This window comes from Streptomyces sp. NPDC002845, from assembly GCF_053591955.1.
This window is the reverse complement of the sequence record NZ_JBSFUU010000070.1, coordinates 26,202-46,134: the sequence shown is the minus strand read 5'-3', so window position 1 is coordinate 46,134 and position 19,933 is coordinate 26,202. Positions and strand designations below refer to the sequence as shown.

Annotated in this window: 18 protein-coding genes and 1 pseudogene; 10 read left to right on the top strand and 9 right to left on the bottom strand. The window is 69.7% G+C overall.

Features of this window, described 5'->3' with window-relative positions:
• Positions 1-109: 109 nt before the first annotated feature.
• Positions 110-1,516: a family 2B encapsulin nanocompartment shell protein gene (locus tag ACWD3C_RS36230; protein WP_451150777.1), complete on the bottom strand. Its 1,407-nt coding sequence runs from the start codon at positions 1,514-1,516 to the stop codon at positions 110-112.
• A 265-nt stretch (positions 1,517-1,781) separates the two neighbouring features.
• On the opposite strand from ACWD3C_RS36230, the gene ACWD3C_RS36225 reads away from it, so the two are divergent.
• The 3 genes from ACWD3C_RS36225 (at position 1,782) to ACWD3C_RS36215 (ending at position 3,761) form a co-directional block, all read left to right on the top strand.
• On the top strand, positions 1,782-2,015 hold the full coding sequence (locus ACWD3C_RS36225; protein ID WP_451150775.1) for a hypothetical protein: 234 nt from the start codon (positions 1,782-1,784) through the stop codon (positions 2,013-2,015).
• 155 nt (positions 2,016-2,170) lie between these two features.
• Positions 2,171-2,761 carry an N-acetylmuramoyl-L-alanine amidase gene (locus tag ACWD3C_RS36220; protein WP_451150773.1) on the top strand — a complete coding sequence of 197 codons (591 nt, stop codon included), beginning with the start codon at positions 2,171-2,173 and terminating at the stop codon, positions 2,759-2,761.
• 79 nt (positions 2,762-2,840) lie between these two features.
• Positions 2,841-3,761, top strand: coding sequence for a 1-aminocyclopropane-1-carboxylate deaminase/D-cysteine desulfhydrase (locus tag ACWD3C_RS36215; RefSeq protein ID WP_451150771.1), 921 nt, complete (start codon positions 2,841-2,843; stop codon positions 3,759-3,761).
• Between the two features lie 6 nt (positions 3,762-3,767).
• On the opposite strand, the pseudogene ACWD3C_RS36210 reads toward ACWD3C_RS36215, so the two are convergent.
• Positions 3,768-5,362, bottom strand: a pseudogene (locus ACWD3C_RS36210) (Na+/H+ antiporter).
• Positions 5,363-5,423: 61 nt separating this feature from the next.
• Here ACWD3C_RS36210 and ACWD3C_RS36205 point away from each other — a divergent pair.
• The 3 genes from ACWD3C_RS36205 (at position 5,424) to ACWD3C_RS36195 (ending at position 7,600) form a co-directional block, all read left to right on the top strand.
• A complete protein-coding gene (locus ACWD3C_RS36205; protein WP_451150769.1) occupies positions 5,424-5,684 on the top strand; it encodes a UBP-type zinc finger domain-containing protein in 261 nt (86 codons plus the stop codon).
• Positions 5,685-6,053: 369 nt separating this feature from the next.
• Positions 6,054-6,467 (top strand): ATP-binding protein, encoded by a 414-nt coding sequence (locus ACWD3C_RS36200; RefSeq protein ID WP_121405906.1) that lies wholly within the window; start codon positions 6,054-6,056, stop codon positions 6,465-6,467.
• A 17-nt stretch (positions 6,468-6,484) separates the two neighbouring features.
• Positions 6,485-7,600, top strand: coding sequence for an RNA polymerase sigma factor SigF (locus ACWD3C_RS36195; protein WP_451150767.1), 1,116 nt, complete (start codon positions 6,485-6,487; stop codon positions 7,598-7,600).
• A 7-nt stretch (positions 7,601-7,607) separates the two neighbouring features.
• Here the strand turns inward: ACWD3C_RS36195 and ACWD3C_RS36190 are convergent, their stop codons facing one another.
• Complete coding sequence (locus tag ACWD3C_RS36190; RefSeq protein ID WP_451150765.1) at positions 7,608-8,057, bottom strand: hypothetical protein; 450 nt, start codon at positions 8,055-8,057, stop codon at positions 7,608-7,610.
• Between the two features lie 758 nt (positions 8,058-8,815).
• Between ACWD3C_RS36190 and ACWD3C_RS36185 the strand changes: the two genes are divergently transcribed.
• Positions 8,816-9,787 carry a diacylglycerol/lipid kinase family protein gene (locus ACWD3C_RS36185; RefSeq protein WP_451150763.1) on the top strand — a complete coding sequence of 324 codons (972 nt, stop codon included), beginning with the start codon at positions 8,816-8,818 and terminating at the stop codon, positions 9,785-9,787.
• 318 nt (positions 9,788-10,105) lie between these two features.
• Complete coding sequence (locus tag ACWD3C_RS36180) at positions 10,106-10,363, top strand: WhiB family transcriptional regulator (protein ID WP_003992873.1); 258 nt, start codon at positions 10,106-10,108, stop codon at positions 10,361-10,363.
• Between the two features lie 189 nt (positions 10,364-10,552).
• Here ACWD3C_RS36180 and ACWD3C_RS36175 read toward each other — a convergent pair whose 3' ends face one another.
• Both ACWD3C_RS36175 and ACWD3C_RS36170 read right to left on the bottom strand, forming a co-directional pair.
• Positions 10,553-12,019, bottom strand: coding sequence for a sensor histidine kinase (locus ACWD3C_RS36175; RefSeq protein WP_451150803.1), 1,467 nt, complete (start codon positions 12,017-12,019; stop codon positions 10,553-10,555).
• A gap of 376 nt (positions 12,020-12,395) precedes the next feature.
• Complete coding sequence (locus tag ACWD3C_RS36170; RefSeq protein ID WP_451150761.1) at positions 12,396-13,043, bottom strand: TetR/AcrR family transcriptional regulator; 648 nt, start codon at positions 13,041-13,043, stop codon at positions 12,396-12,398.
• A gap of 97 nt (positions 13,044-13,140) precedes the next feature.
• Between ACWD3C_RS36170 and ACWD3C_RS36165 the strand changes: the two genes are divergently transcribed.
• Both ACWD3C_RS36165 and nagB read left to right on the top strand, forming a co-directional pair.
• Positions 13,141-13,893: an SDR family oxidoreductase gene (locus ACWD3C_RS36165; protein WP_451150759.1), complete on the top strand. Its 753-nt coding sequence runs from the start codon at positions 13,141-13,143 to the stop codon at positions 13,891-13,893.
• A 200-nt stretch (positions 13,894-14,093) separates the two neighbouring features.
• Positions 14,094-14,879: a glucosamine-6-phosphate deaminase gene (nagB, locus tag ACWD3C_RS36160; RefSeq protein WP_451150757.1), complete on the top strand. Its 786-nt coding sequence runs from the start codon at positions 14,094-14,096 to the stop codon at positions 14,877-14,879.
• A gap of 163 nt (positions 14,880-15,042) precedes the next feature.
• Here nagB and ACWD3C_RS36155 read toward each other — a convergent pair whose 3' ends face one another.
• From ACWD3C_RS36155 to ACWD3C_RS36140, 4 genes are all read right to left on the bottom strand, one after another.
• Entirely contained in the window at positions 15,043-16,548 is a 1,506-nt protein-coding gene (locus ACWD3C_RS36155; RefSeq protein ID WP_451150755.1) for a glycoside hydrolase family 3 protein, read from the bottom strand.
• Positions 16,549-16,556: 8 nt separating this feature from the next.
• A complete protein-coding gene (locus tag ACWD3C_RS36150) occupies positions 16,557-17,399 on the bottom strand; it encodes a carbohydrate ABC transporter permease (protein ID WP_451150753.1) in 843 nt (280 codons plus the stop codon).
• A complete protein-coding gene (locus ACWD3C_RS36145) occupies positions 17,396-18,394 on the bottom strand; it encodes a carbohydrate ABC transporter permease (RefSeq protein ID WP_451150751.1) in 999 nt (332 codons plus the stop codon). Before ACWD3C_RS36145 ends, ACWD3C_RS36150 begins: the two co-directional genes overlap by 4 nt.
• A 123-nt stretch (positions 18,395-18,517) precedes the next feature.
• Complete coding sequence (locus ACWD3C_RS36140) at positions 18,518-19,798, bottom strand: extracellular solute-binding protein (protein ID WP_451150749.1); 1,281 nt, start codon at positions 19,796-19,798, stop codon at positions 18,518-18,520.
• Positions 19,799-19,933: the final 135 nt, after the last annotated feature.

Below are 19,933 nucleotides of genomic sequence, written 5' to 3'. Positions count from 1 at the left end.
GATCGCCTTGGAGAGCCTGCGGACGGTGGCGCTTCCGCTGCCGCTGGGCGCGTACTCCCAGGGTGTACCCGCCCTCTCGGGCGGGAACACGGCATTCGGCCCGGGTGAGTCACCGCCAGCGGCCGATCTCGACGTTCTCCAGGACGCCGAGCGCGTCGGGCACGAGGACGGCCGCCGAGTAGTAGGCCGTCACCAGGTACTTGATGATCGCCTGTTCGTTGATGCCCATGAAGCGCACGGACAGGCTCGGCTCGATCTCGTCGGGGATACCGGACTGCCGCAGACCGATGACGCCCTGTTCCGCGTCTCCGGTACGCATCGCGATGATCGAGGTCGTCCTGGCCTCGGTGACCGGGATCTTGTTGCACGGGAAGATCGGCACCCCGCGCCAGGTCGGGATGCGGTTGCCCGAGACGTCGATGCTCTCCGGGACGAGCCCGCGCTTGTTGAGCTCACGGCCGATCGCGGCGATCGCGCGCGGGTGGGCGAGGAACAGCTTGGTGCCGCGCCTGCGGCTGAGCAGTTCGTCCAGGTCATCGGGGCTGGGTACGCCGTCGTGCGGCTGGATGCGCTGGTCGTACTCGCAGTTGCTGAGGAGCCCGAACTCCCGGTTGTTGATGAGCTCGTGCTCCTGGCGCTCCTTCAACGCCTCGACCGTGAGCCGGAGCTGCTGCTCGGTCTGGTTCATCGGCTGGTTGTAGAGGTCCGCCACGCGCGAGTGGATGCGCAGGACGGTCTGGGCCACACTGAGCTCGTACTCGCGCGGAGCGGCCTCGTAGTCCACGAACGTGTGCGGGATGTCCGGCTCACCGGTGTGGCCGGCGGCCAGGTCGATCGCCTTCTCGCCGTACTTGTTGGTGCGCTGCTCGGGGATCGAGCGCTGCTCCTGGAGGTGCCCGGCGAGGGACTCGGAGCGCTCCGCGACCTGCTCGACCGCCTGGCGGGGCAGCACGAGGACGGTGCACGCGGTGATCGCCCGCGCCGTGTACTCCCAGATGGCGTCGGGGTCGAGCAGCGCCTGCTCGCCGCAGTACGCGCCGTCGGCGAGGACTCCGAGGGACTCGTCCTCCCCGTACGGGCCCGTGCCGATCTTCTCGACCCTGCCGTGCGCGAGCAGGAACACCTCCGCCGCCTGGCTGCCGAACTCGGCGAGCACGTCGCCGGGCGCGAACTCCCGCTGCTCGCACCGCCGGGCGAGCTCGCCCAGCACCTCGTCGTCGTCGTACGACCGCAGGGCCGGCAGTTCGCCGAGCTCCGCGGGGATGACGGTGACCTGGTCACCGGTCTTCACGAAGGTGACGCGGCCGTCCCCCACCGCGTAACTGAGCCGCCGGTTCACCCGGTACGTGCCGCCGTGCACATCCACCCATGGCAGCATGCGCAGCAGCCAGCGGGAGCTGATCTCCTGCATCTGGGGTACGGACTTGGTGGTCGTGGCCAGGTTCCGCGCGGCCGACGTGCCGAGACTCTGCTGCGGCCTGTCCTGCTGTGCGCGGACCTCTTCGCCTACCGACATAAGGGATTGCCCTCCCGTTGTGCACCAGTGATGTCGCGCTGGTCATGCGCCGATCTCGCGGACAAGCTTTCCATCACGGAACGTGCTGGTGCTATTACACGAAAGAGCGGGAATGGATCAGCATCCGCTGGGCAAACTGGGGACTTTGTCGAGGAATTGAGGGGTCCGGCGCGAGGGGCACGGCGCCGGCGGGAACTTCAAGATCCGGTCGTCCGTTGCCTGTGTGACTGGTTCTCGCGACCGGTCCCGACGACGGGAGACCGCAGTGGCAGGATTTCTGGACCGCGCCAAGGAGCAGGCGCAGCGCGGCCTCACACAGGGCAAGCAGAAACTGGACGAGGTGCAGGCCCAGCGCGCCGGCGGCGACCTGCTGAAGCAACTGGGCGCGGCGTACTACGCGGAGCGGCGCGGCAGCGGCTCCCCGGACGCCACGCAGCGGGCCGTCCAGGCGCTGGAGGCCCACATAGCCACGCACGGAGACGCGTTCCTGCGCTCCTGAGCCCCGAGGGCGGGAGCATACCGCCGACCACTCCGTGTGACCGGATCGGCTCGCACGCCGTGCGAACGAATGGCTCTGGCCATGGAGTTGGGGTACAAGCTGCCTTATGAGGCGGTCACGACCGGTGACCGTCGCGCAGCGCGAAGGAGGCGGTCATGGCCCCACCCATGTCCGCGGGCAGTTTCCTGGCGGCCCTGAAGGCCGAGGGCGTCACGGTCGTCGAGGTCGGCGACTGGGAGCAGCGCAACCGGAACCACAAGGGTCCTTGGGGTCCCGTGCACGGCGTGATGATCCACCACACGGTGACGTCGGGCAGCGAGCGGACCGTGCGGATCTGCCGCGACGGCTACGCGGGGCTGCCCGGTCCGCTGGCCCACGGCGTCATCACCAAGGACGGCCGCGTCCATCTCGTCGGCTACGGCCGCGCCAACCACGCGGGCCTGGGCGACGACGACGTCCTCAAGGCGGTGATCGCCGAGAAGACCCTCCCCCTGGACAACGAGGCGAACACCGACGGCAACCGCCACTTCTACGGCTTCGAGTGCGAGAACCTCGGCGACGGCCAGGACCCGTGGCCCGAGGCCCAGCTGGCGTCCGTCGAGTGCGTCTCCGCGGCGCTGTGCCGCCTCCACGGCTGGACGGAGCGCTCGGTGATCGGCCACCTGGAGTGGCAGCCGGGAAAGGCGGACCCGAAGGGCTTCACCATGGCGTCGATGCGTGAGCGCATCCGGGACCGGCTGAAGTAGGACAGGGCCTGGGCGGGGCGGCACCGAAGGCAGCGCCGCCCCGCCCGCGCGTTCGACACCGGTGTCCGACAATGGACGCGTGCCCAGCCCGGACGACCCCGAAGCCCCCGCCCTGGCCCTGCTGCGGCCGCGGCTGCCCTCGCCCCTGCGGGAGGTCGAGGACGAGCGCTTCGGGCGGCACGGAGTGCGGCTGGTGCTCAAGCGGGACGATCTGATCCACCCCGAGCTGATCGGCAACAAGTGGCGCAAGCTCGCGCCGAACCTGCGGGCCGCGGCGGGCCGTACCGTCCTGACCTTCGGCGGCCCGTACTCGAACCACCTGCGGGCCACGGCCGCCGCGGGCCGCCTCCTGGGCCTGCCCACCGTGGGCGTGGTCCGCGGCCAGGAACTCGCCGGCCGTCCCCTCAACCCCTCGCTGGCCCGGTGCGCGGCCGACGGGATGCGCCTCCACTTCGTCGAGCGCTCGGTGTACCGCCGCAAGACCGAACCGGACACCCTGGCCGCGCTCCTCCGTACCGCCGGCGCCGAGGACGCGTACGTCGTCCCGGAGGGCGGCAGCAACTCCCTCGCCGTACGCGGCTGTCAGGAGCTCGGCGAGGAGCTGCGCGGTCACGCGGACGTCGTCGCCCTCGCCTGCGGCACGGGCGGCACCCTCGCGGGCCTGGCCGCCGGCCTGGCCCCGGACCAGCGTGCCCTGGGCATCCCCGTCCTCAAGGGCGGCTTCCTCGGCGCCGACATCACCGCGCTCCAGCACCGGTCCTTCGGCGGCCCGCGCGGCAGCTGGTCCCTCGACGAACGCTTCCACTGCGGCGGCTACGCCCGCACCACCCCCGAGCTCGACGCCTTCGCCGAGGACTTCGAGCACCGCCACGGCCTGCTCGTCGAACGTCTCTATGTCGCCAAGGCGCTGTACGGACTTGTCGCCCTGACGCGGGAGGGCGCGTTCCCGCGCGGGACGACGGTGGCGGCGGTGATCACAGGGGCGCCCTTTATCGCGTGACCGGTGCTACACGGCCTCCCGGAAGGCCGCCGCCTCCTCCAGGTCCAGCCTGCGCAGCAGCGTCCGCAGCATCTCGTCGTCGATGTACCGCCCGTCCCGCAGCCTGACGAAGACCTCGCGCTCGGCGCCGATCATCTCCCGGGACAGCCGCCGGTAGGTGTCGTCGGCGGTCTCGCCGGTCACGGGGTTCACCGAGCCCAGCCGCTCCCACACGGCGTTGCGGCGCCTTTCCAGCACCGTACGGAGACGGTCGGCGAGCGGCGGCGGCAGAGCGTTGCGCTCGTCGGTGAGGAGGGCGTCGAGGTGTTCCTCGGCGGCGCGGGAGGCCTGGGCCTGGGCGTTCGCCTCGGCGAGGGTCTCGGCCTGCGGATCGCGCCCCGGCAGCTTCAGCCAGCGGATCAGCGAGGGCAGGGTCAGACCCTGGACCACGAGGGTGCCGATGACCGTCGTGAAGGTGAGGAACAGCACGAGGTTGCGTTCCGGGAAGGGCTCGCCCCCGTGCACGGTCAGCGGGATCGAGAACGCGATCGCCAGCGACACCACACCGCGCATCGCGGCCCAGCTGATGACGAACGGGCCCTTCCAGGTGGGGTTCTCCTCGCGTTCGCGGATCCGCGCCGACAGCAGTCTCGGCAGGAAGGTCGCCGGGTAGACCCACGCGAAGCGGGCCGCGACGACCACCAGGAAGACGGCCACCGCGTACCAGGCGGCGCGGGCGCCCTCGAACTCCCCGAGCCCCTTCAGGACGACGGGCAGTTGCAATCCGATGAGTGCGAACACCACCGACTCCAGCAGGAACGCGACCATCTTCCACACCGCCTCCTCCTGGAGCCGGGTCGCGAAGTCCACCTGCCAGTTGCGGTAGCCCAGGTAGAGGGCGACGACGACCACGGCGAGCACTCCGGAGGCGTGCACCGACTCGGCGACCGCGTACGCGAAGAAGGGGATCAGCAAGGAGAGGGTGTTTTGCAGAAGCGCTTCCTTCAGGTGTGTGCGCAGCCAGTGGATCGGCACCATCAGCAGCAGCCCGATCGCGATGCCGCCGACGGCCGCGACCGCGAACTCGCCGACACCTCCCGCCCAGCTCGCGCCCTCGCCGACGGCGGCCGCGAGGGCCACCCGGTACGCGGTGATCGCGGTGGCGTCGTTCACCAGGGACTCGCCCTGCAGGATCGTGGTGATCCGCGACGGCAGCCCGACCCGGCGGGCGACCGCGGTCGCCGCGACCGCGTCCGGCGGCGCCACCACGGCCCCGAAGACCAGGGCCGCGGTGAGCGGCAGTCCCGGCACGATCAGGTAGGCGGCCCAGCCGACGACGAGGGTCGCGAAGAGTACGTAGCCGACCGACAGCAGCGCCACGGGCCGCAGTTGGGCCCGCAGATCGAGATACGAGCTCTCCACGGCCGCCGTGTGCAGCAGGGGGGCAGGGTCAGCGCCAGGGCGATCTCCGGGTCGAGCGCGTACTCGGGGACCCCCGGGGCGTACGAGACGGCCAGGCCCACCGTGACCAGGAGCAGCGGGGCGGGCACCGGGGTGCGGCGGCCTATACCCGCGACCACGGCGCTGCCCGCGATCAGGAACAGCAGTGCCAGGACATGCATGCTCGGTGCCGCCTTAAGCTTTCCGCGCGGGGTTCCGCGCACCCGTCGTAATCTGGAAATCATGAAACAGTGCACGCATGCCCATGCGCTGCCGCACCCCGAACCCGAGCCCCTGAGCGACACCTGTCCGGAGTGCCTGGCCGCCGACAGGCACCCGGTGCAACTGCGGCTGTGCCTGGCGTGCGGGCACGTGGGCTGCTGCGACTCGTCGCCGGGGCAGCACGCCACGGAGCACCACAAGGAGAGCGGCCACCCCATCATGCGTACCTTCGAGCCGGGCGAAAGCTGGCGCTGGTGCTTCGTCGACCACGTACTCGTATGACACGCGTTCGTCCGACACGCGCGCGTGGAACACATAAACGCAGGACACGCGCGCGTGACTCACATGTACGCGGGACGCGAACTCGGATGACAAGGCTGTCACGAGGGCGTACTCATGAGACACGGTTCGACGGTCTGACGTGTGGGTACGTCAATCCGGCGCGCGCTCTTCCTATTTGAGGCCCGCAGACCCCTAGCCACCGAGCGTATTCATGTGCTTACTATGAGTGACAGCACGGGGTAGGGTCCCCGGGACCGCCAGGACACAGCGCTTGGGCGCGCGGTAGCGTCACCGCTGAACCACGTAGCGCGTTACCCCGGGGGGTGACCCCCGGGCCCCGAAATAGCTTGTACCACCTTGGAGGTGAGGGTGTCCCAGATCGCAGGCGAGCCCGCGACCCAGGACTTCGTGGAAGTCCGGCTGCCGGCTGCGGGTGCCTACCTGTCGGTGCTGCGTACGGCCACGGCCGGCCTCGCGGCCCGTTTGGACTTCACCCTCGACGAGATCGAGGACCTGCGCATCGCGGTCGACGAGGCCTGCGCGATCCTGCTGCAGCAGGCCGTCCCCGGATCGGTGCTCAGCTGTGTCTTCCGCCTCGTCGACGACTCACTGGAGGTCACTGTCTCGGCCCCGACCACGGACGGGCACGCCCCCTCGCGGGACACCTTCGCCTGGACCGTCCTGTCAGCCCTGGCGGGCCAGGTCGACTCCTCCGTCGCCGAAGACAAGACCGTTTCGATCAGCCTCTACAAGAAGCGCGGCGCGGGACCCGGGCCGGCGTGAGGAACGGGGACGGGCCGGTGCGGGACGAAGAGCGCGGCACACGGGAACTTCCCGCCGGGAGTGCCGGCGGCCCCAGCGGGCTGTCACACCTGGCGGACGGCGTCGACGGCATCCCCGAGCAGGCCCGGCCGCATCCGCAGGACGACTCCTCGGCCGCGGCCGAAGCGCCTCGGTCGGCGGAGCCCGGGTGGGCAGAGCCGTTCGGCGGCGGGGAGCACGAGGGGCTCTCCGGCGGCGGACAGGATCCGAAGGGTGCCGTACGGAGCACCACGGCCTCGGAAGGGCGGAGGCGTCGGGTGACGGCGGGCGGGACGATGAGCGAGCACGGGCGACACGATGAGCTGGGTACGCAGGGTGCGCAGGGCACGCAGCACGACCCGCAGGACCGCAGCGGGGCACGGGCGCTGTTCGTCGAGCTCCGTACGCTGAAGGAGGGCAGCCCCGAGTACGCGGAGCTGCGCAACCAACTGGTCCGGATGCATCTGCCGCTCGTCGAGCACCTCGCGCGCCGCTTCCGCAACCGCGGCGAGCCGCTGGACGATCTCACCCAGGTCGCCACCATCGGCCTGATCAAGTCGGTCGACCGCTTCGATCCCGACCGGGGCGTCGAGTTCTCGACCTACGCCACCCCGACGGTCGTCGGCGAGATCAAGCGCCACTTCCGCGACAAGGGCTGGGCTGTCCGCGTACCGCGCCGCTTGCAGGAACTCCGCCTCGCGCTCACCACGGCGACGGCCGAGCTCTCCCAGCAGCACGGCCGCTCCCCCACCGTTCACGAGCTGGCGGAGAAGCTCGCCATCTCGGAGGAGGAGGTCCTGGAGGGCCTGGAATCCGCCAACGCGTACTCCACGCTGTCGCTGGACGTCCCGGACACCGACGACGAGTCCCCGGCGGTGGCGGACACCCTCGGCGCCGAGGACGAGGCGCTGGAGGGCGTGGAGTACCGCGAGTCCCTCAAACCGCTCCTGGAGGACCTCCCGCCCCGCGAGAAGCGCATCCTCCTGCTGCGCTTCTTCGGCAACATGACCCAGTCCCAGATCGCCCAGGAGGTCGGCATCTCCCAGATGCACGTCTCCCGCCTCCTCGCCCGCACCCTGGCCCAGCTGCGGGAGAAGCTGCTCGTGGAGGAGTGAGCCGACGTTACTTCTGGCCCTGCGCGTCGCCGGGCCCGTGGATCCCGAGGGCCTGCGTCGTCGTCGGGTTGATCAGCAGGACGAGCGCGGTGACCGCGACAACACCGAGAACAATGCCGCCGGGGATGGCCATGCTGTCGGCCTGGAGCAGGTTGTAGGCCACGGGGAGCGCCAGGATCTGCGTGATGACGGCCGGTCCCCGGCTCCAGCTGCGGCGCAGAAAGAGTCCGCGTGCGGCGAGCAACGGCAGCAGCGCGAGCACGATCAACGTCACGCCTCCCGTGACAGCCTGCCCCCGGTCGTCCGGCTCCCCCGTGAGCCCCAGCACCACCATGGCCCCTCCCCCGACAACCAGAGCAGCCCCCTCCAAGGCAGCCAGCCCAGCCGCAGCAACCAACCGCCCGACCCTGGGCTCGCCATCAGCGGCGTCCGACATCGATTTCTGCTCAGCACTCACCCCTGGAGGGTAGCCCTGCCCCTACACCCCACCCTGCGAAGGTCCTCGCCCCCGCCGCCCCTACCCGTCCCATCCCCAGGGGCTCCGCCCCTTCGACCCCGCCACGGGGCTGCGCCCTCTGGACCCCCGGGGTGGGTGGGCTGCCTTCGAGTGGGTGGGGGTTGCTGTGGTGATCGGCCTTCGGCCTCGTCCTCAAGCGCCGGACGGGCTGGAGGAGGCTGGGGTGAGTTCGGTGTGTGCGGCCTGGTGGGTGGGGGGATCGGCCCTGCGGCCTCATCCTCGAGCGCCGGACAGGCTGAGGGTGTCTGGGGTGGGTCGGGATAGTGCGGCCCAGTGGGCGGTGGGTCGGCCTTGCGGCCTCGTCCTCAAACGCCGGACAGGCTGGAGGTGCCTCGGGTGAGCCGAATGCGCGGCTGGGGACGTGGTGCGCACGCCCCCGCGGCGGGTCGGCCGCGTACGGCGGGGAGGGGGTGGGTCGGGGGGTGTCCACCCGCAGCGGATGTCGCGACTACAAGAGCCACCCCTTGGAACCCCACCCAAGTCGCGTCAGACCGAGGACGGAGACCCCCCGGCGCGCCCCCGACCCACAACGCACCCACACACCACGCACTCCCCCACACCCGACAACGAACCGCCCACCCCCACAGGGGCGCGGGGAACTGCGCGAGCAACCCCAAACCACCCGCACCCGCCACCACCCACCCCAGAACCCCACCTCGGTATGGGCCGAGTACCACCCAGTAGGTACCCTGCATCGCATGCGTGCACTTCTCGTGGTCAACCCGGCGGCAACCACCACAAGCGCACGCACGCGCGACGTGCTGATCCACGCGCTGGCGAGCGAGATGAAGCTCGAGGCGGTCACCACGGAGTACCGAGGCCACGCCAGAGACCTCGCCAGACAGGCCGCGGAGGGCAAGGACGACATCGAACTGGTCGTCGCACTCGGCGGCGACGGCACGGTGAACGAGGTCGTGAACGGACTCCTGCACAACGGCCCCGACCCGGAACGCCTCCCCCGCCTCGCCATGGTCCCCGGCGGCTCCACCAACGTCTTCGCCCGCGCCCTGGGCCTGCCCAACGACGCCGTAGAGGCCACCGGCGCGCTCCTGGACGCCCTGAGAGAAGGACGGGAACGCACGATCGGCCTCGGCATCGCCGCGGGCACCCCCGGCACGGAGGACGAGGCAGTGCCCTCCCGCTGGTTCACCTTCTGCGCCGGCCTCGGCTTCGACGCGGGCGTGATCGGCCGAGTCGAGCAGCAACGCGAACGCGGCCGGAAATCCACACACGCTCTTTACTTGCGCCAGGCCTTCCGCCAGTTCCTCGAAGAACCGCACCGCAGACACGGCACGATCACCCTGGAACAGGCCGGCGAGGACCCCGTCACCGATCTGGTGCTGTCCATAGTCTGCAATACGTCCCCGTGGACGTTTCTGGGCAATCGCCCGGTGTACGCATCACCTAAGGCTTCGTTCGACACCGGCCTCGACATACTCGGTCTCAGCCGGATGTCGACAGCCGCGCTTGCCCGGTATGCAACCCAGTTGCTCACTTCGTCCCCCGAGCGCGGACCCCATGGCAAGCACGCCACCTCCCTGCACGACCTGAACGGGTTCACCTTGCATTCGAAGGTGCCGCTCCCCCTCCAGATGGACGGCGACCATCTCGGACTGCGTACGAGCGTGACGTTCACAGGCGTACGCCGTGCACTGCGTGTGATTGTGTGAGCGGAACGGGCAAAAGTCCTTCCACTCGAACGTTTAGGCCAGGATCCACCCCTTGGAAGTACGGCTGTGACCTAGTCGACACCAAGGAATCAAAAAAAACTTTCCGGAAGGGGTTGTATCCGCCGCTGAGGTTTGCGAGTCTCTACGTGGCGCTCGGGACGGCCCGCAACATCGGCCCCACAGAGCGCCGGAACCCCTCCTCAAATCACAGGACCACGTCAGTCCGTCTGACGTTCGGCCCTTCACTTGTTGAGGGATTCGTGAAAGCGTTCACATTCACAAGCAACTTGCAAGTAACACCACGGAGAGGTAGCAGCCATGGACTGGCGTCACAACGCCGTTTGCCGCGAGGAAGACCCCGAGCTCTTCTTCCCCATCGGCAACACCGGTCCTGCGCTGCTGCAGATCGAGGAAGCCAAGGCTGTCTGCCGCCGCTGCCCGGTGATCGAGCAGTGTCTGCAGTGGGCGCTTGAGTCCGGCCAGGACTCCGGCGTCTGGGGTGGTCTCAGCGAGGACGAGCGCCGCGCCATGAAGCGCCGCGCCGCCCGCAACCGGGCCCGTCAGGCCTCCGCCTGACAACCCACCCGCTACAAGCCTGAGCTTGGCGGCGCGTACAGCGAGTGCGCATCTCCCGCCCCCGAGCCGCAGCGCGCAGTGCCCCCGATGCGCAGCACACGCTGGCAACGAGCATGCGAAGCCCCGGACCCCTGAACGGTCCGGGGCTTCTTGCTGCGCGCGTTCGCACAGACACAGACGCGGCTGGGATTACTTCTGCGCCCGCACCGGAATGTCCAGGATCACCTGAGTCCCCCGCTCCGGAGCCGGGACCATGTCGAACGTGCCGCCCAACTCCCCCTCCACCAGCGTCCGTACGATCTGCAGGCCGAGGTTGCCCGAGCGGTGCGGGTCGAAGCCCTCGGGCAGGCCGACGCCGTCGTCCTGGACGGTGACGAGAAGCCGGGCCTCCTTCGCCGTACCGCCGCGGACCGCGGAGACCTCGACCGTGCCGGTGTCGCCCTCGCGGAAGCCGTGTTCGAGAGCGTTCTGCAGGATTTCGGTCAGCACCATCGACAGCGGGGTGGCGACCTCCGCGTCCAGGATGCCGAAACGGCCGGTGCGCCTGCCCACGACCTTGCCCGGCGAGATCTCCGCGACCATCGCGAGCACCCGGTCGGCGATCTCGTCGAACTCCACGCGCTCGTCCAGGGTCTGGGATAGCGTCTCGTGCACGATCGCGATCGAACCGACCCGTCGTACGGCCTCTTCGAGGGCTTCGCGACCGCGCTCCGACTCGATGCGCCGAGCCTGGAGGCGGAGCAGGGCCGCCACCGTCTGGAGGTTGTTCTTCACCCGGTGGTGGATCTCCCGGATGGTCGCGTCCTTGGTGATCAGCTCGCGCTCGCGACGCCGGAGTTCGGTGACGTCACGGAGGAGGACGAGCGAACCGATGCGGGTGCCCTTGGGTTTGAGCGGGATCGCGCGGAACTGGATGACCCCGCCGCCCGCCTCGATCTCGAACTCGCGCGGCGCCCAGCCACTGGCCACCTTGGCGAGCGCCTCGTCCACTGGGCCCCGGGACGGGGCGAGTTCGGCGGTCGTCCGGCCGAGGTGGTGGCCCACGAGGTCGGCCGCGAGGCCGAGGCGGTGGTACGCGGACAGCGCGTTCGGGGAGGCGTACTGGACGATGCCGTCCGCGTCGAGCCTGATCAGTCCGTCGCCGACGCGCGGCGAAGCGTCCATGTCCACCTGCTGGTTGGCGAACGGGAACGCGCCGGCGGCGATCATCTGGGCGAGGTCGGACGCGCTCTGGAGATACGTCAGCTCCAGCCGGCTGGGGGTGCGGACCGTGAGGAGGTTGGTGTTGCGTGCGATGACGCCGAGGACGCGCCCTTCCCGCCGTACGGGGATGGACTCGATGCGGACGGGGACTTCCTCACGCCACTCCGGGTCGCCCTCGCGGACGATCCGCCCCTCGTCGAGGGCCAGGTCCAGCATCGGCCGGCGGCCGCGCGGGACGAGATGGCCGACCATGTCGTCCTGGTACGAGGTCGGGCCGGTGTTGGGGCGCATCTGGGCCACCGAGACATAGCGGGTGCCGTCGGAGGTGGGGACCCACAGGACGAGGTCGGCGAAGGAGAGGTCCGAGAGCAACTGCCACTCCGACACCAGCAGGTGCAGCCACTCCAGGTCGGAGTCGCTGAGGGCGGTGTGCTGGTGGACCAGTTCGTTCATGGAGGGCACGGGTGGAGCGTACCTGGCGGTTCGGACACAGCCCGAAAACCGGCCGTGCGGACAGGGTCCGGGCGGTCGTACGGGAGATCCGGGGTGTACGGCCCTGAAGACACCCGCGGGCCGCGGCGCCTGAGAGGGACCCTCAACCCTCCCGGCACCGCAGCCCGGAGCAACATCGGCCGCGGGGTGTGCGGTCCCGGTCGGCCGAAGGATGAGGAGCCGGAGCAGTCAGGGCAGAGAGCGCCGGTTCCTCGGTCCGCCTTCCTGTGCGGGGAAGACGGAGGCTTGTGGACGTACTACTTCTGGTACGCCTTACTACGCATTGTGGACTAGACCACCTGGCGTGTCCATGCGTTGGCGGATGTTTGTTGTTGTCTCATTGTCCAACATCTGCCGATGACTTACACGCAGAGTAGCCCGCTTCGGTTCGGGCCGGGGGCCAAACCGTCATCGCGAGACCCGCGAGCGCCTCCAGCTCCTCCTTGGTCGCGCCGTCGCGCGCCTGCTGGGACATGCCCTGGATGATCGCGCCGACGTGTCGCGCGAGGGCGGACGCTTCAATACCGGCGGGCAGTTCGCCGGACGCGATGTCCGCTCTTATCCGGGCCTCGAAGGAGGCGATGTTGGCATTGCGCCTGGCCCGCAGGGACTCCTCGACCTCGGGGGTCGTGCAGTTGGTCGCCGCGTGGATGACCAGACAGCCGTGCGGGTGCTCGGGGGCCGTGTATTCGGCGGCCGCCTCGCGCAGCATGCGCTCCACGGCGGCACGGGCCGTGGACTCCTCGGCGAGGGCCCGGTCGATGAAGGAGCCGTAGCGGACGCCGTACACCTGGACGACCTCGTCGAACAGCGCCCGCTTGTCACCGAACGCCGCGTACAGGCTCGGGGCGCCGATGCCCATCACACGGGTGAGGTCGGAGACGGAGGTGGCCTCGTAGCCGTTCTCCCAGAAGGCGAGGATCGCCTTCTCCAGGGCGGTCTCGCGGTCGAAGGCGCGGGGTCGGCCGCGCTGTTTGGACACCATGCGGTGCATTTTATAGCGGACACTAGAGAAATGTCGGCGGGGTGTTGTACGGTCTTTTCTGTATCGACCGCTAGAAAAATGCGAAGGGGGCGCTGACATGGCTGTGCTCACGGGCAGGACAGCACTGGTCACAGGGGCGAGCAGGGGTATCGGGCGAGGGATCGCCGAGCGACTGGGACGCGACGGCGCACGGGTCGCCGTGCACTACGGCCGCAACGAGGCCGCCGCGAAGGAGACGGTGGCCGCGATCGAGGCAGCGGGCGGCGAGGCGTTCGCCATCGGCGTGGAGCTCGGACGGCCCAGGGACGCCGATGTCCTGTGGCGGGAGTTCGACCGGCACGCGGACGGGGTGGACATCCTGGTGAACAACGCCGGCATCGGCACGTCCCGCCCGATCGGGGAGATCGACGAGGAGGAGTACGACAGGGTCTTCGCGGTGAACGTGAAGGCACCGCACTTCATCGTCAAGCGCGGCCTGGACCGGCTGCGGGACGGCGGACGGGTCATCAACATCTCCTCGGGGCTCGCCCGGACCGCGGTGATGCCGGACAGGATGGCGTACGCGATGACCAAGGGCGCCCTGGACATCTTCACCCGCGACCTGTCCAAGGTGCTGGGCCCTCGCGGCATCACCGTGAACTCGGTGGCACCGGGGATCATCGACACCGACAACACCGCCGAGCTGCTGTACGCGAGCGAGGACGCGTGGGAGAAGGCCGCGGCGATATCGGCGCTGCGCGGGGTCGGGGTGCCGGCGGATGTCGCGGACGTGGTGGCGTTCCTGGCGTCGGGCGACGGACGGTGGGTCACGGGGAGCTGGGTGGACGTTACGGGGGGTTCACTGACCTGACCTTTCCTGGGCACTGGACCTTCCCTGGACCCTGGAGGGCACAACTCACCCTGCTGCACGGATAGCGATTCTGTTAGATTGGTCTAAACCACAGATCTCTCTCCAGGCCTCCACCGAGGCCCGTCCGTCTCCCCTCTGTCCCTCTGTTGTCCTCTGTCCTCACTTGTCCTCTGTCCTCACTCCAGATCGGCAGGCCCAGCGTGGAAGTTGTCATCGTTCCGGATGCCAAGGCGGGCGGAGAGCTCATCGCCGAGGCCATGGCGGAGCTGCTCCGGCGCAAGCCCGACGCGTTGCTCGGTGTGGCCACCGGGTCGACCCCGCTGCCCATATACGAGGCGTTGGCGGCCAAGGTGCGCTCCGGTGCCGTGGACGTGTCGCGGGCGCGAATAGCCCAGCTCGACGAGTACGTGGGGCTGCCGGCCGAGCATCCCGAGTCGTACCGTTCGGTGCTGCGACGCGAGGTACTCGAACCGCTGGGGCTCGGGATGGACGCGTTCATGGGGCCCGACGGCACCGCCGAGGATGTGCAGGGCGCGTCCGAGGAGTACGACAAGGCGCTGGCCGGGGCCGGGGGTGTGGACCTTCAGCTGCTCGGGATCGGGACGGACGGGCACATCGGGTTCAACGAGCCGTGCTCCTCGCTCGCCTCGCGCACACGGATCAAGACGCTCACCGAGCAGACCCGCCTCGACAACGCGCGGTTCTTCGACGGTGACATCGACCAGGTGCCGCACCATGTGATCACCCAGGGCATCGGGACGATCCTGGAGGCGCGGCACCTCGTGCTCCTCGCGACGGGCGAGGGCAAGGCCGATGCCGTCGCGGCGACCGTCGAGGGACCGGTGGCGGCGGCGTGCCCGGCCTCGGCGCTGCAGCTTCATCCGCACGCCACGGTGGTCGTGGACGAGGGGGCCGCGTCGAAGTTGAAGCTGGCGGACTACTTCCGGCACACGTACGCGAACAAGCCCGGGTGGCAGGGGATTTAAGGCGGCGGAGCATTGGGCGGAGGCCATTGAGGCGGCAGGGAATTCAGGGCGGGTACACACGAGCGCACCAACACACCACCGCCCTGGAACGCACCACCGCCCTGGCCGCAAGAACCCGAACGGCGGCCCGGACGCCACCGGGCCGCCGAGAGAAACCGTCGGTCTACTCCCCCGCGTTCCCCGCGATGGCCTCCGCCGCCGCCTTGCCGCAGACCCGTGCCGCGCCATGGGTCGCGATGTGGAGGGCGCCCCGGGCCGGGGCCTGGGGGACACCCATCTCGACCACGACGGTGTCGGGGCGGGCCGACAGGAGGGTGTCCAGGGCGGCTGTCATCCAAGGGTGGCGGTGTTCGTCGCGGACCACGGCGACGATACGGCGGGGGCCGGCGACGGCCAGGGCCGAGGAGCCCGCGCTCTCGCCCGTGTAGCTGCCGGTTTCCGTGCCCGGCAGGAGACGGGCCAGTTCCGCGGCCACGCCCCAGGGGGTCTCGTCGCCGACGGCGATGTTCGCCACCGGGGTGAGGGCCACGACGTAGGGGGGTTCGGTGAGGGGCGCGTACGGCCCGGATGTCTCGGGGCGGGTCAGGGTCAGGGCGCGCCGGGCGGCGGTGAGGCCGATGTCGGGGTGTCCCGGTCCGCCGGTGGCGCGGCCCGCGGCCGAGGTCGTCCAGCGTGCCAGTTCGCGCACTCGTGCCGCCGCGTCCGCGAGGCGTTCCTCGGGGAGTTCGCCCGAGCGGACGGCCGTGACCAGGGCGTCCCTCAGGCGCCGTACGGTCTCGTCGTCGGCGAGGCCGCCCCCCACACAGATGGCGTCGGCACCGGCCGTGACGGCGAGGACGCTGCCGCGTTCGATGCCGTACGTGCCGGAGATGGCCTGCATTTCCATGCCGTCGGTGACGATGAGGCCGTCGTAGCCGAGTTCCTTGCGGAGCAGGTCCACGAGGACGCGGCGGGAGAGGGTGGCCGGGCGGTCCGGGTCCAGGACGGGGACCAGGATGTGGGCGCTCATCATCGCCTTCGTACCGGCGGTGATCGCGGACCGGAAGGGGACGAGTTCGCGGGCTTCCAGGACCGGGAGGCTCGCGTCGATACGAGGGAGCGCCAGATGGGAGTCGACCGCGGTGTCGCCGTGGCCGGGGAAGTGCTTGGTGCAGGCGGCGACGCCGGCGGACTGCAGGCCGGTGATGTACGCGGCGGTGTGGCGGGAGACCAGGTCGGTGTCGGCGCCGAAGGAGCGGACGCCGATGACGGGGTTGGACGGGTTGGAGTTCACGTCCGCCGACGGGGCCCAGTTCAGGTTGACCCCGCACTCCGCGAGACGGCGGCCCAGTTCGAGGGCCACGTCCCGGGTCAGCTCCACGTCGTCGACGGCGCCGAGCGCGTGGTTGCCGGGGAAGGACGAGCCCGTGCGCACCTCCAGGCGCGTCACGTCACCGCCCTCCTCGTCGATCGCGACCAGCACGTCCCCGCGCTCGGCCCGCAACTGAGCGGTCAGGGAGGCGAGTTGTTCGGGTGAGGCGATGTTCCGGCCGAAGAGGCCCACAGAAGCCAGGCCCTCGCCGAGGCGGCGCAGCAGCCAGTCGGGGGCGGTGGTGCCCGTGAAGCCGGGCTGGAGGACGGTGAGGGCGTCGCGCGTCAGGGTGGACGTGCCACGGGTGAGTGTCGTCATCGGTGACGTTATCCCTTCACGGCGCCCGCGGTGAGGCCCGCGGCCATCTTGCGCTGGACGAGGAGGAAGAGGACGACGATCGGCACGGCCATCATCGTGGAGCCGGCCATCATCGGGGCGTACTCGGTGCCGTGCTTGGTGGTGAAGTTGCCGAGCCAGACGGTGGCGGTCTGGTTCTGCTGGCTCAGCAGCATCAGGGCGTAGAGGTACTCGTTCCAGGCCTGGATGAAGCCGTAGACCGAGGTCGCCACCATGCCGGGGGCCAGCAGCGGGAACACCACACGGACGAAGGCGCCCGTGCGCGAGCAGCCGTCGACCATCGCGGCCTCCTCCAGCTCGCGCGGGATGTTGACGATGAAGCCGCGCAGGGTCCACACCGTGAACGGGAGGATGAAGGTCAGGTACGTGATGATCAGGCCCGTCAGCCTGTCGTACTGGCCGAGGTCGTTGAGGAGCAGGAAGATCGGGATGATCATGGCGACGAGCGGGACCATCTGCACCGCGAGAATGCCCACGATCACGACCTTGCGGCCGCGGAAGGCGAACCGGGAGATGGCGAGGGCGGCCAGCATGCCGACCACGACCCCGATCACGACCACCGTGAGGGACACCACGAGGCTGCGGCTCACCGGGCCCCAGAAGTCGGCGATGTCCAGCGCCCGGCCGAAGTTGGAGAAGGTGATCGCCGTCGGCAGCAGGCTCGGGTCCGGGTCGATGGCGTCCTTCGCCGGTTTGAACGCCGTGTTGAGCATCCAGTAGACGGGGAAGCCGGCGGTGACGAAGACGAGGAGACCGAGCAGGTTCCAGCCCAGCTTGGGCTTCCGGGGGCCGGAAGAGACCAGGGCACTCATTCGACGTCTCCGATCTTCAGCATCTGACGCATGTAGACGGCCACCACGCCCAGCAGCAACACCACGGTGAGCAGCGCGATCGCCGAGCCCTGCGCGTAGTCGTTGACCACGAACGCCTTGTCGTAGGAGTACGTGGTGAGCAGTTGGAACTCGGCCTCCGGATGGCCGTTGCGCATCACGAAGACCTGCGGGAAGACGCCCATGTCCCAGATGACGGAGAGCGTCGTGAGCATCACGATGATCGGCTTGAGGATGGGGAGGGTGACGTACCGGAAGACGCCCCACGCGCCCGCGCCGTCCAGCCGGGCCGCCTCCTCCATCTCCTTCGGGACCTGTGTGAGGCCCGCGCTGAGCGTGATGACGACGAACGGCACCGCGCCCCACACCACCAGCAGCATGATCACGGCGAGGCCTTCCGGCCCGCTCGCGAACCAGTTGTGGCCGACCATGTCGACGCCCGGCAGCCTGCTGAGGAGCGCGTTGAAGATGCCGTAGTCGGAGTCGAAAAGCCACTTGAAGACCGTGGTGGCCACGATGATCGGCATGCCCCAGCTCGCCACCAGCGCGATGTTGACCAGCGTCTTCACCCAGCCGGAGACCCGCTGGAGCAGCAGCGCGATCAGCATGCCGGCCACCATCGTGAAGACGACCGCGCCGCCCGCGAACACGAGGGTGCGTACGACGACGGCCCAGAACTCGCCGTCCCCGAGCACCTCGGTGAAGTTGTCGAGGCCGACCGACTTCGCCGGCTGGAAGCCCCACAGCTGGGACTGCCCGAACTCCTGGAAGGAGAGGGTGACCAGGCGGACCAGCGGATAGCCGAGGACCAGGGCGAGGATCAGCAGGCAGGGCGCGAGCAGCGCCCAGGGCGCGGCCGTCCGGCCCGAGGACGTCTTCTTCCGTTTCCGTGGCCCCTCCGCGGCGGCCGGAGACGGCGGTGGTGCCTGCCGCGGGGGCGGCACCTTGGCGGGGGTGGTCGTGTCTGCGGCACTCATCCGCGCGCTCCTCAGCGGTCCCTCAGGTCGTACGGGACGCCGCACCCCTTCCCGGCGGCGGCAGACCCGTGGTCGTACGAGAAGCGGGGCCCCGCCGTTCGGCGACGGGGCCCCGCCCGTGGGTCACTTGGTGTTGATGACCTTGTCGATCTCGGCGTCCGCCGCCTTCGCGGCGTCCTCGACCGACTTCTTGCCGGTGCCGATGTCCTGGAGCATGGTCTGCAGCACCTGGGCCTTCTCGACCTGGCCCCAGCCCGGTGCCATCGGGACGAACCAGTTGGACTCGGCCGCGGTGGCCGGGACCGCCGTCGCCGGGTCGTCCTTCAGGGTGGCGAGGTCGGTCTTGTTGTTGGGCAGGTTGCCCTTCCCCATCAGGCCCTGCTGCCCCTTGGCGCCCGCGAACGCGTTGATCCACTCGGCGGCGACGGCCTGGGCGTCGGACTTCACCGGGATGGCGAGGTCGGAGCCGCCGAGGAAGACCGGAAGGGGGTTGCCGGACGGGCCGGGCATCACGAAGTTCTCCAGGTTGCCCTTGAGCTTGCCGGTCTTGTCGTTCTCCGGCGCCTCGGAGGTCGCGCCCTCCCAGGCGGCGCCGAAGATCATGGCGGCGTTGCCCTGGCCGTAGACGAGGTAGCGGTCGGACTCGTCCTTGGTCTTGTCGGCGTGCATATAGGTGTCGATGACGTTCTTGAACTCCTCCAGGCCCTTGACGGACTCGGGCGAGGAGAGGCTGGCCTTCCACTCGCCGCCCGACTCGACGGCGATGGAACCCCCGGCGTCGTAGACGAAGGACATGGCCGCGTACCAGTCGCGGGTCGGCTGGTACCAGGCGCTGAACTTGTCGCCCTGCTTGTCCTGGATCTTGTCGAGGGCGTCGGTGAGTTCCGCGTACGTCGTCGGCGGGGCCTGCACGCCCACCGAAGCGGCCACGTCCTTGCGCCAGTTGGCGACGCGCCCGCCGGCGTAGTACGGGACACCGTACGTCCTGCCCTCGTACGTGACCGAGGCCTTGAGGCCGTCGAGCCAGACATCGGAGTTGTCGAAGTGGGCCGGGTCGACGGGGGCGAAGGCGCCCTTGACCATGTAGCCGAGCATCTCGGTGTTGCCCATCTCGACCACGTCGGGCGCTTTGTCGGTGGCGAGGACGGCGTCGAGCTTGGCGTTCTTGTCGGGCCAGCCGTAGTACTCGTGCTTGATCTCGATGCCCGGGTGCTTCTTCTCGATGGCCTCGTCGGCGGCCTTCACCAGCTCGGGCCAGTTGTTCTGGGCGTCCACCGTGAGCCAGACGGTCAGCTCCTTGGTGTCGGCCGCCGTGTCCGAGCCCCCGCTCTCGCCGCCCCCACACGCCGCGATGGAGACCATCATGCCCGCGACGCCGATCGCGGATATCAGCTTGCGCTTCACGCCACCCTCCTCAGGGATGCCACAACCCCCCTGCTCCCTGCGGTGACAGACGTACCGCCCATGGGGCCGGGACCTGGACCAATGGTGTAGACCAGTACGCCGGAGCTTGGCTCAGACCAATCGGTGTGTCAAGGG

Excerpts from the sequence above, each read along its gene's own strand:
- ACWD3C_RS36230 (WP_451150777.1), bottom strand. The coding sequence starts at position 1,516 with ATGTCGGTAGGCGAAGAGGTCCGCGCACAGCAGGACAGGCCGCAGCAG.
- ACWD3C_RS36220 (WP_451150773.1), top strand. The coding sequence starts at position 2,171 with ATGGCCCCACCCATGTCCGCGGGCAGTTTCCTGGCGGCCCTGAAGGCC.
- ACWD3C_RS36205 (WP_451150769.1), top strand. The coding sequence starts at position 5,424 with ATGAAACAGTGCACGCATGCCCATGCGCTGCCGCACCCCGAACCCGAG.
- ACWD3C_RS36185 (WP_451150763.1), top strand. The coding sequence starts at position 8,816 with ATGCGTGCACTTCTCGTGGTCAACCCGGCGGCAACCACCACAAGCGCA.
- ACWD3C_RS36180 (WP_003992873.1), top strand. The coding sequence starts at position 10,106 with ATGGACTGGCGTCACAACGCCGTTTGCCGCGAGGAAGACCCCGAGCTC.
- ACWD3C_RS36175 (WP_451150803.1), bottom strand. The coding sequence starts at position 12,019 with ATGAACGAACTGGTCCACCAGCACACCGCCCTCAGCGACTCCGACCTG.
- ACWD3C_RS36170 (WP_451150761.1), bottom strand. The coding sequence starts at position 13,043 with ATGGTGTCCAAACAGCGCGGCCGACCCCGCGCCTTCGACCGCGAGACC.
- ACWD3C_RS36165 (WP_451150759.1), top strand. The coding sequence starts at position 13,141 with ATGGCTGTGCTCACGGGCAGGACAGCACTGGTCACAGGGGCGAGCAGG.
- ACWD3C_RS36155 (WP_451150755.1), bottom strand. The coding sequence starts at position 16,548 with ATGACGACACTCACCCGTGGCACGTCCACCCTGACGCGCGACGCCCTC.
- ACWD3C_RS36150 (WP_451150753.1), bottom strand. The coding sequence starts at position 17,399 with ATGAGTGCCCTGGTCTCTTCCGGCCCCCGGAAGCCCAAGCTGGGCTGG.
- ACWD3C_RS36145 (WP_451150751.1), bottom strand. The coding sequence starts at position 18,394 with ATGAGTGCCGCAGACACGACCACCCCCGCCAAGGTGCCGCCCCCGCGG.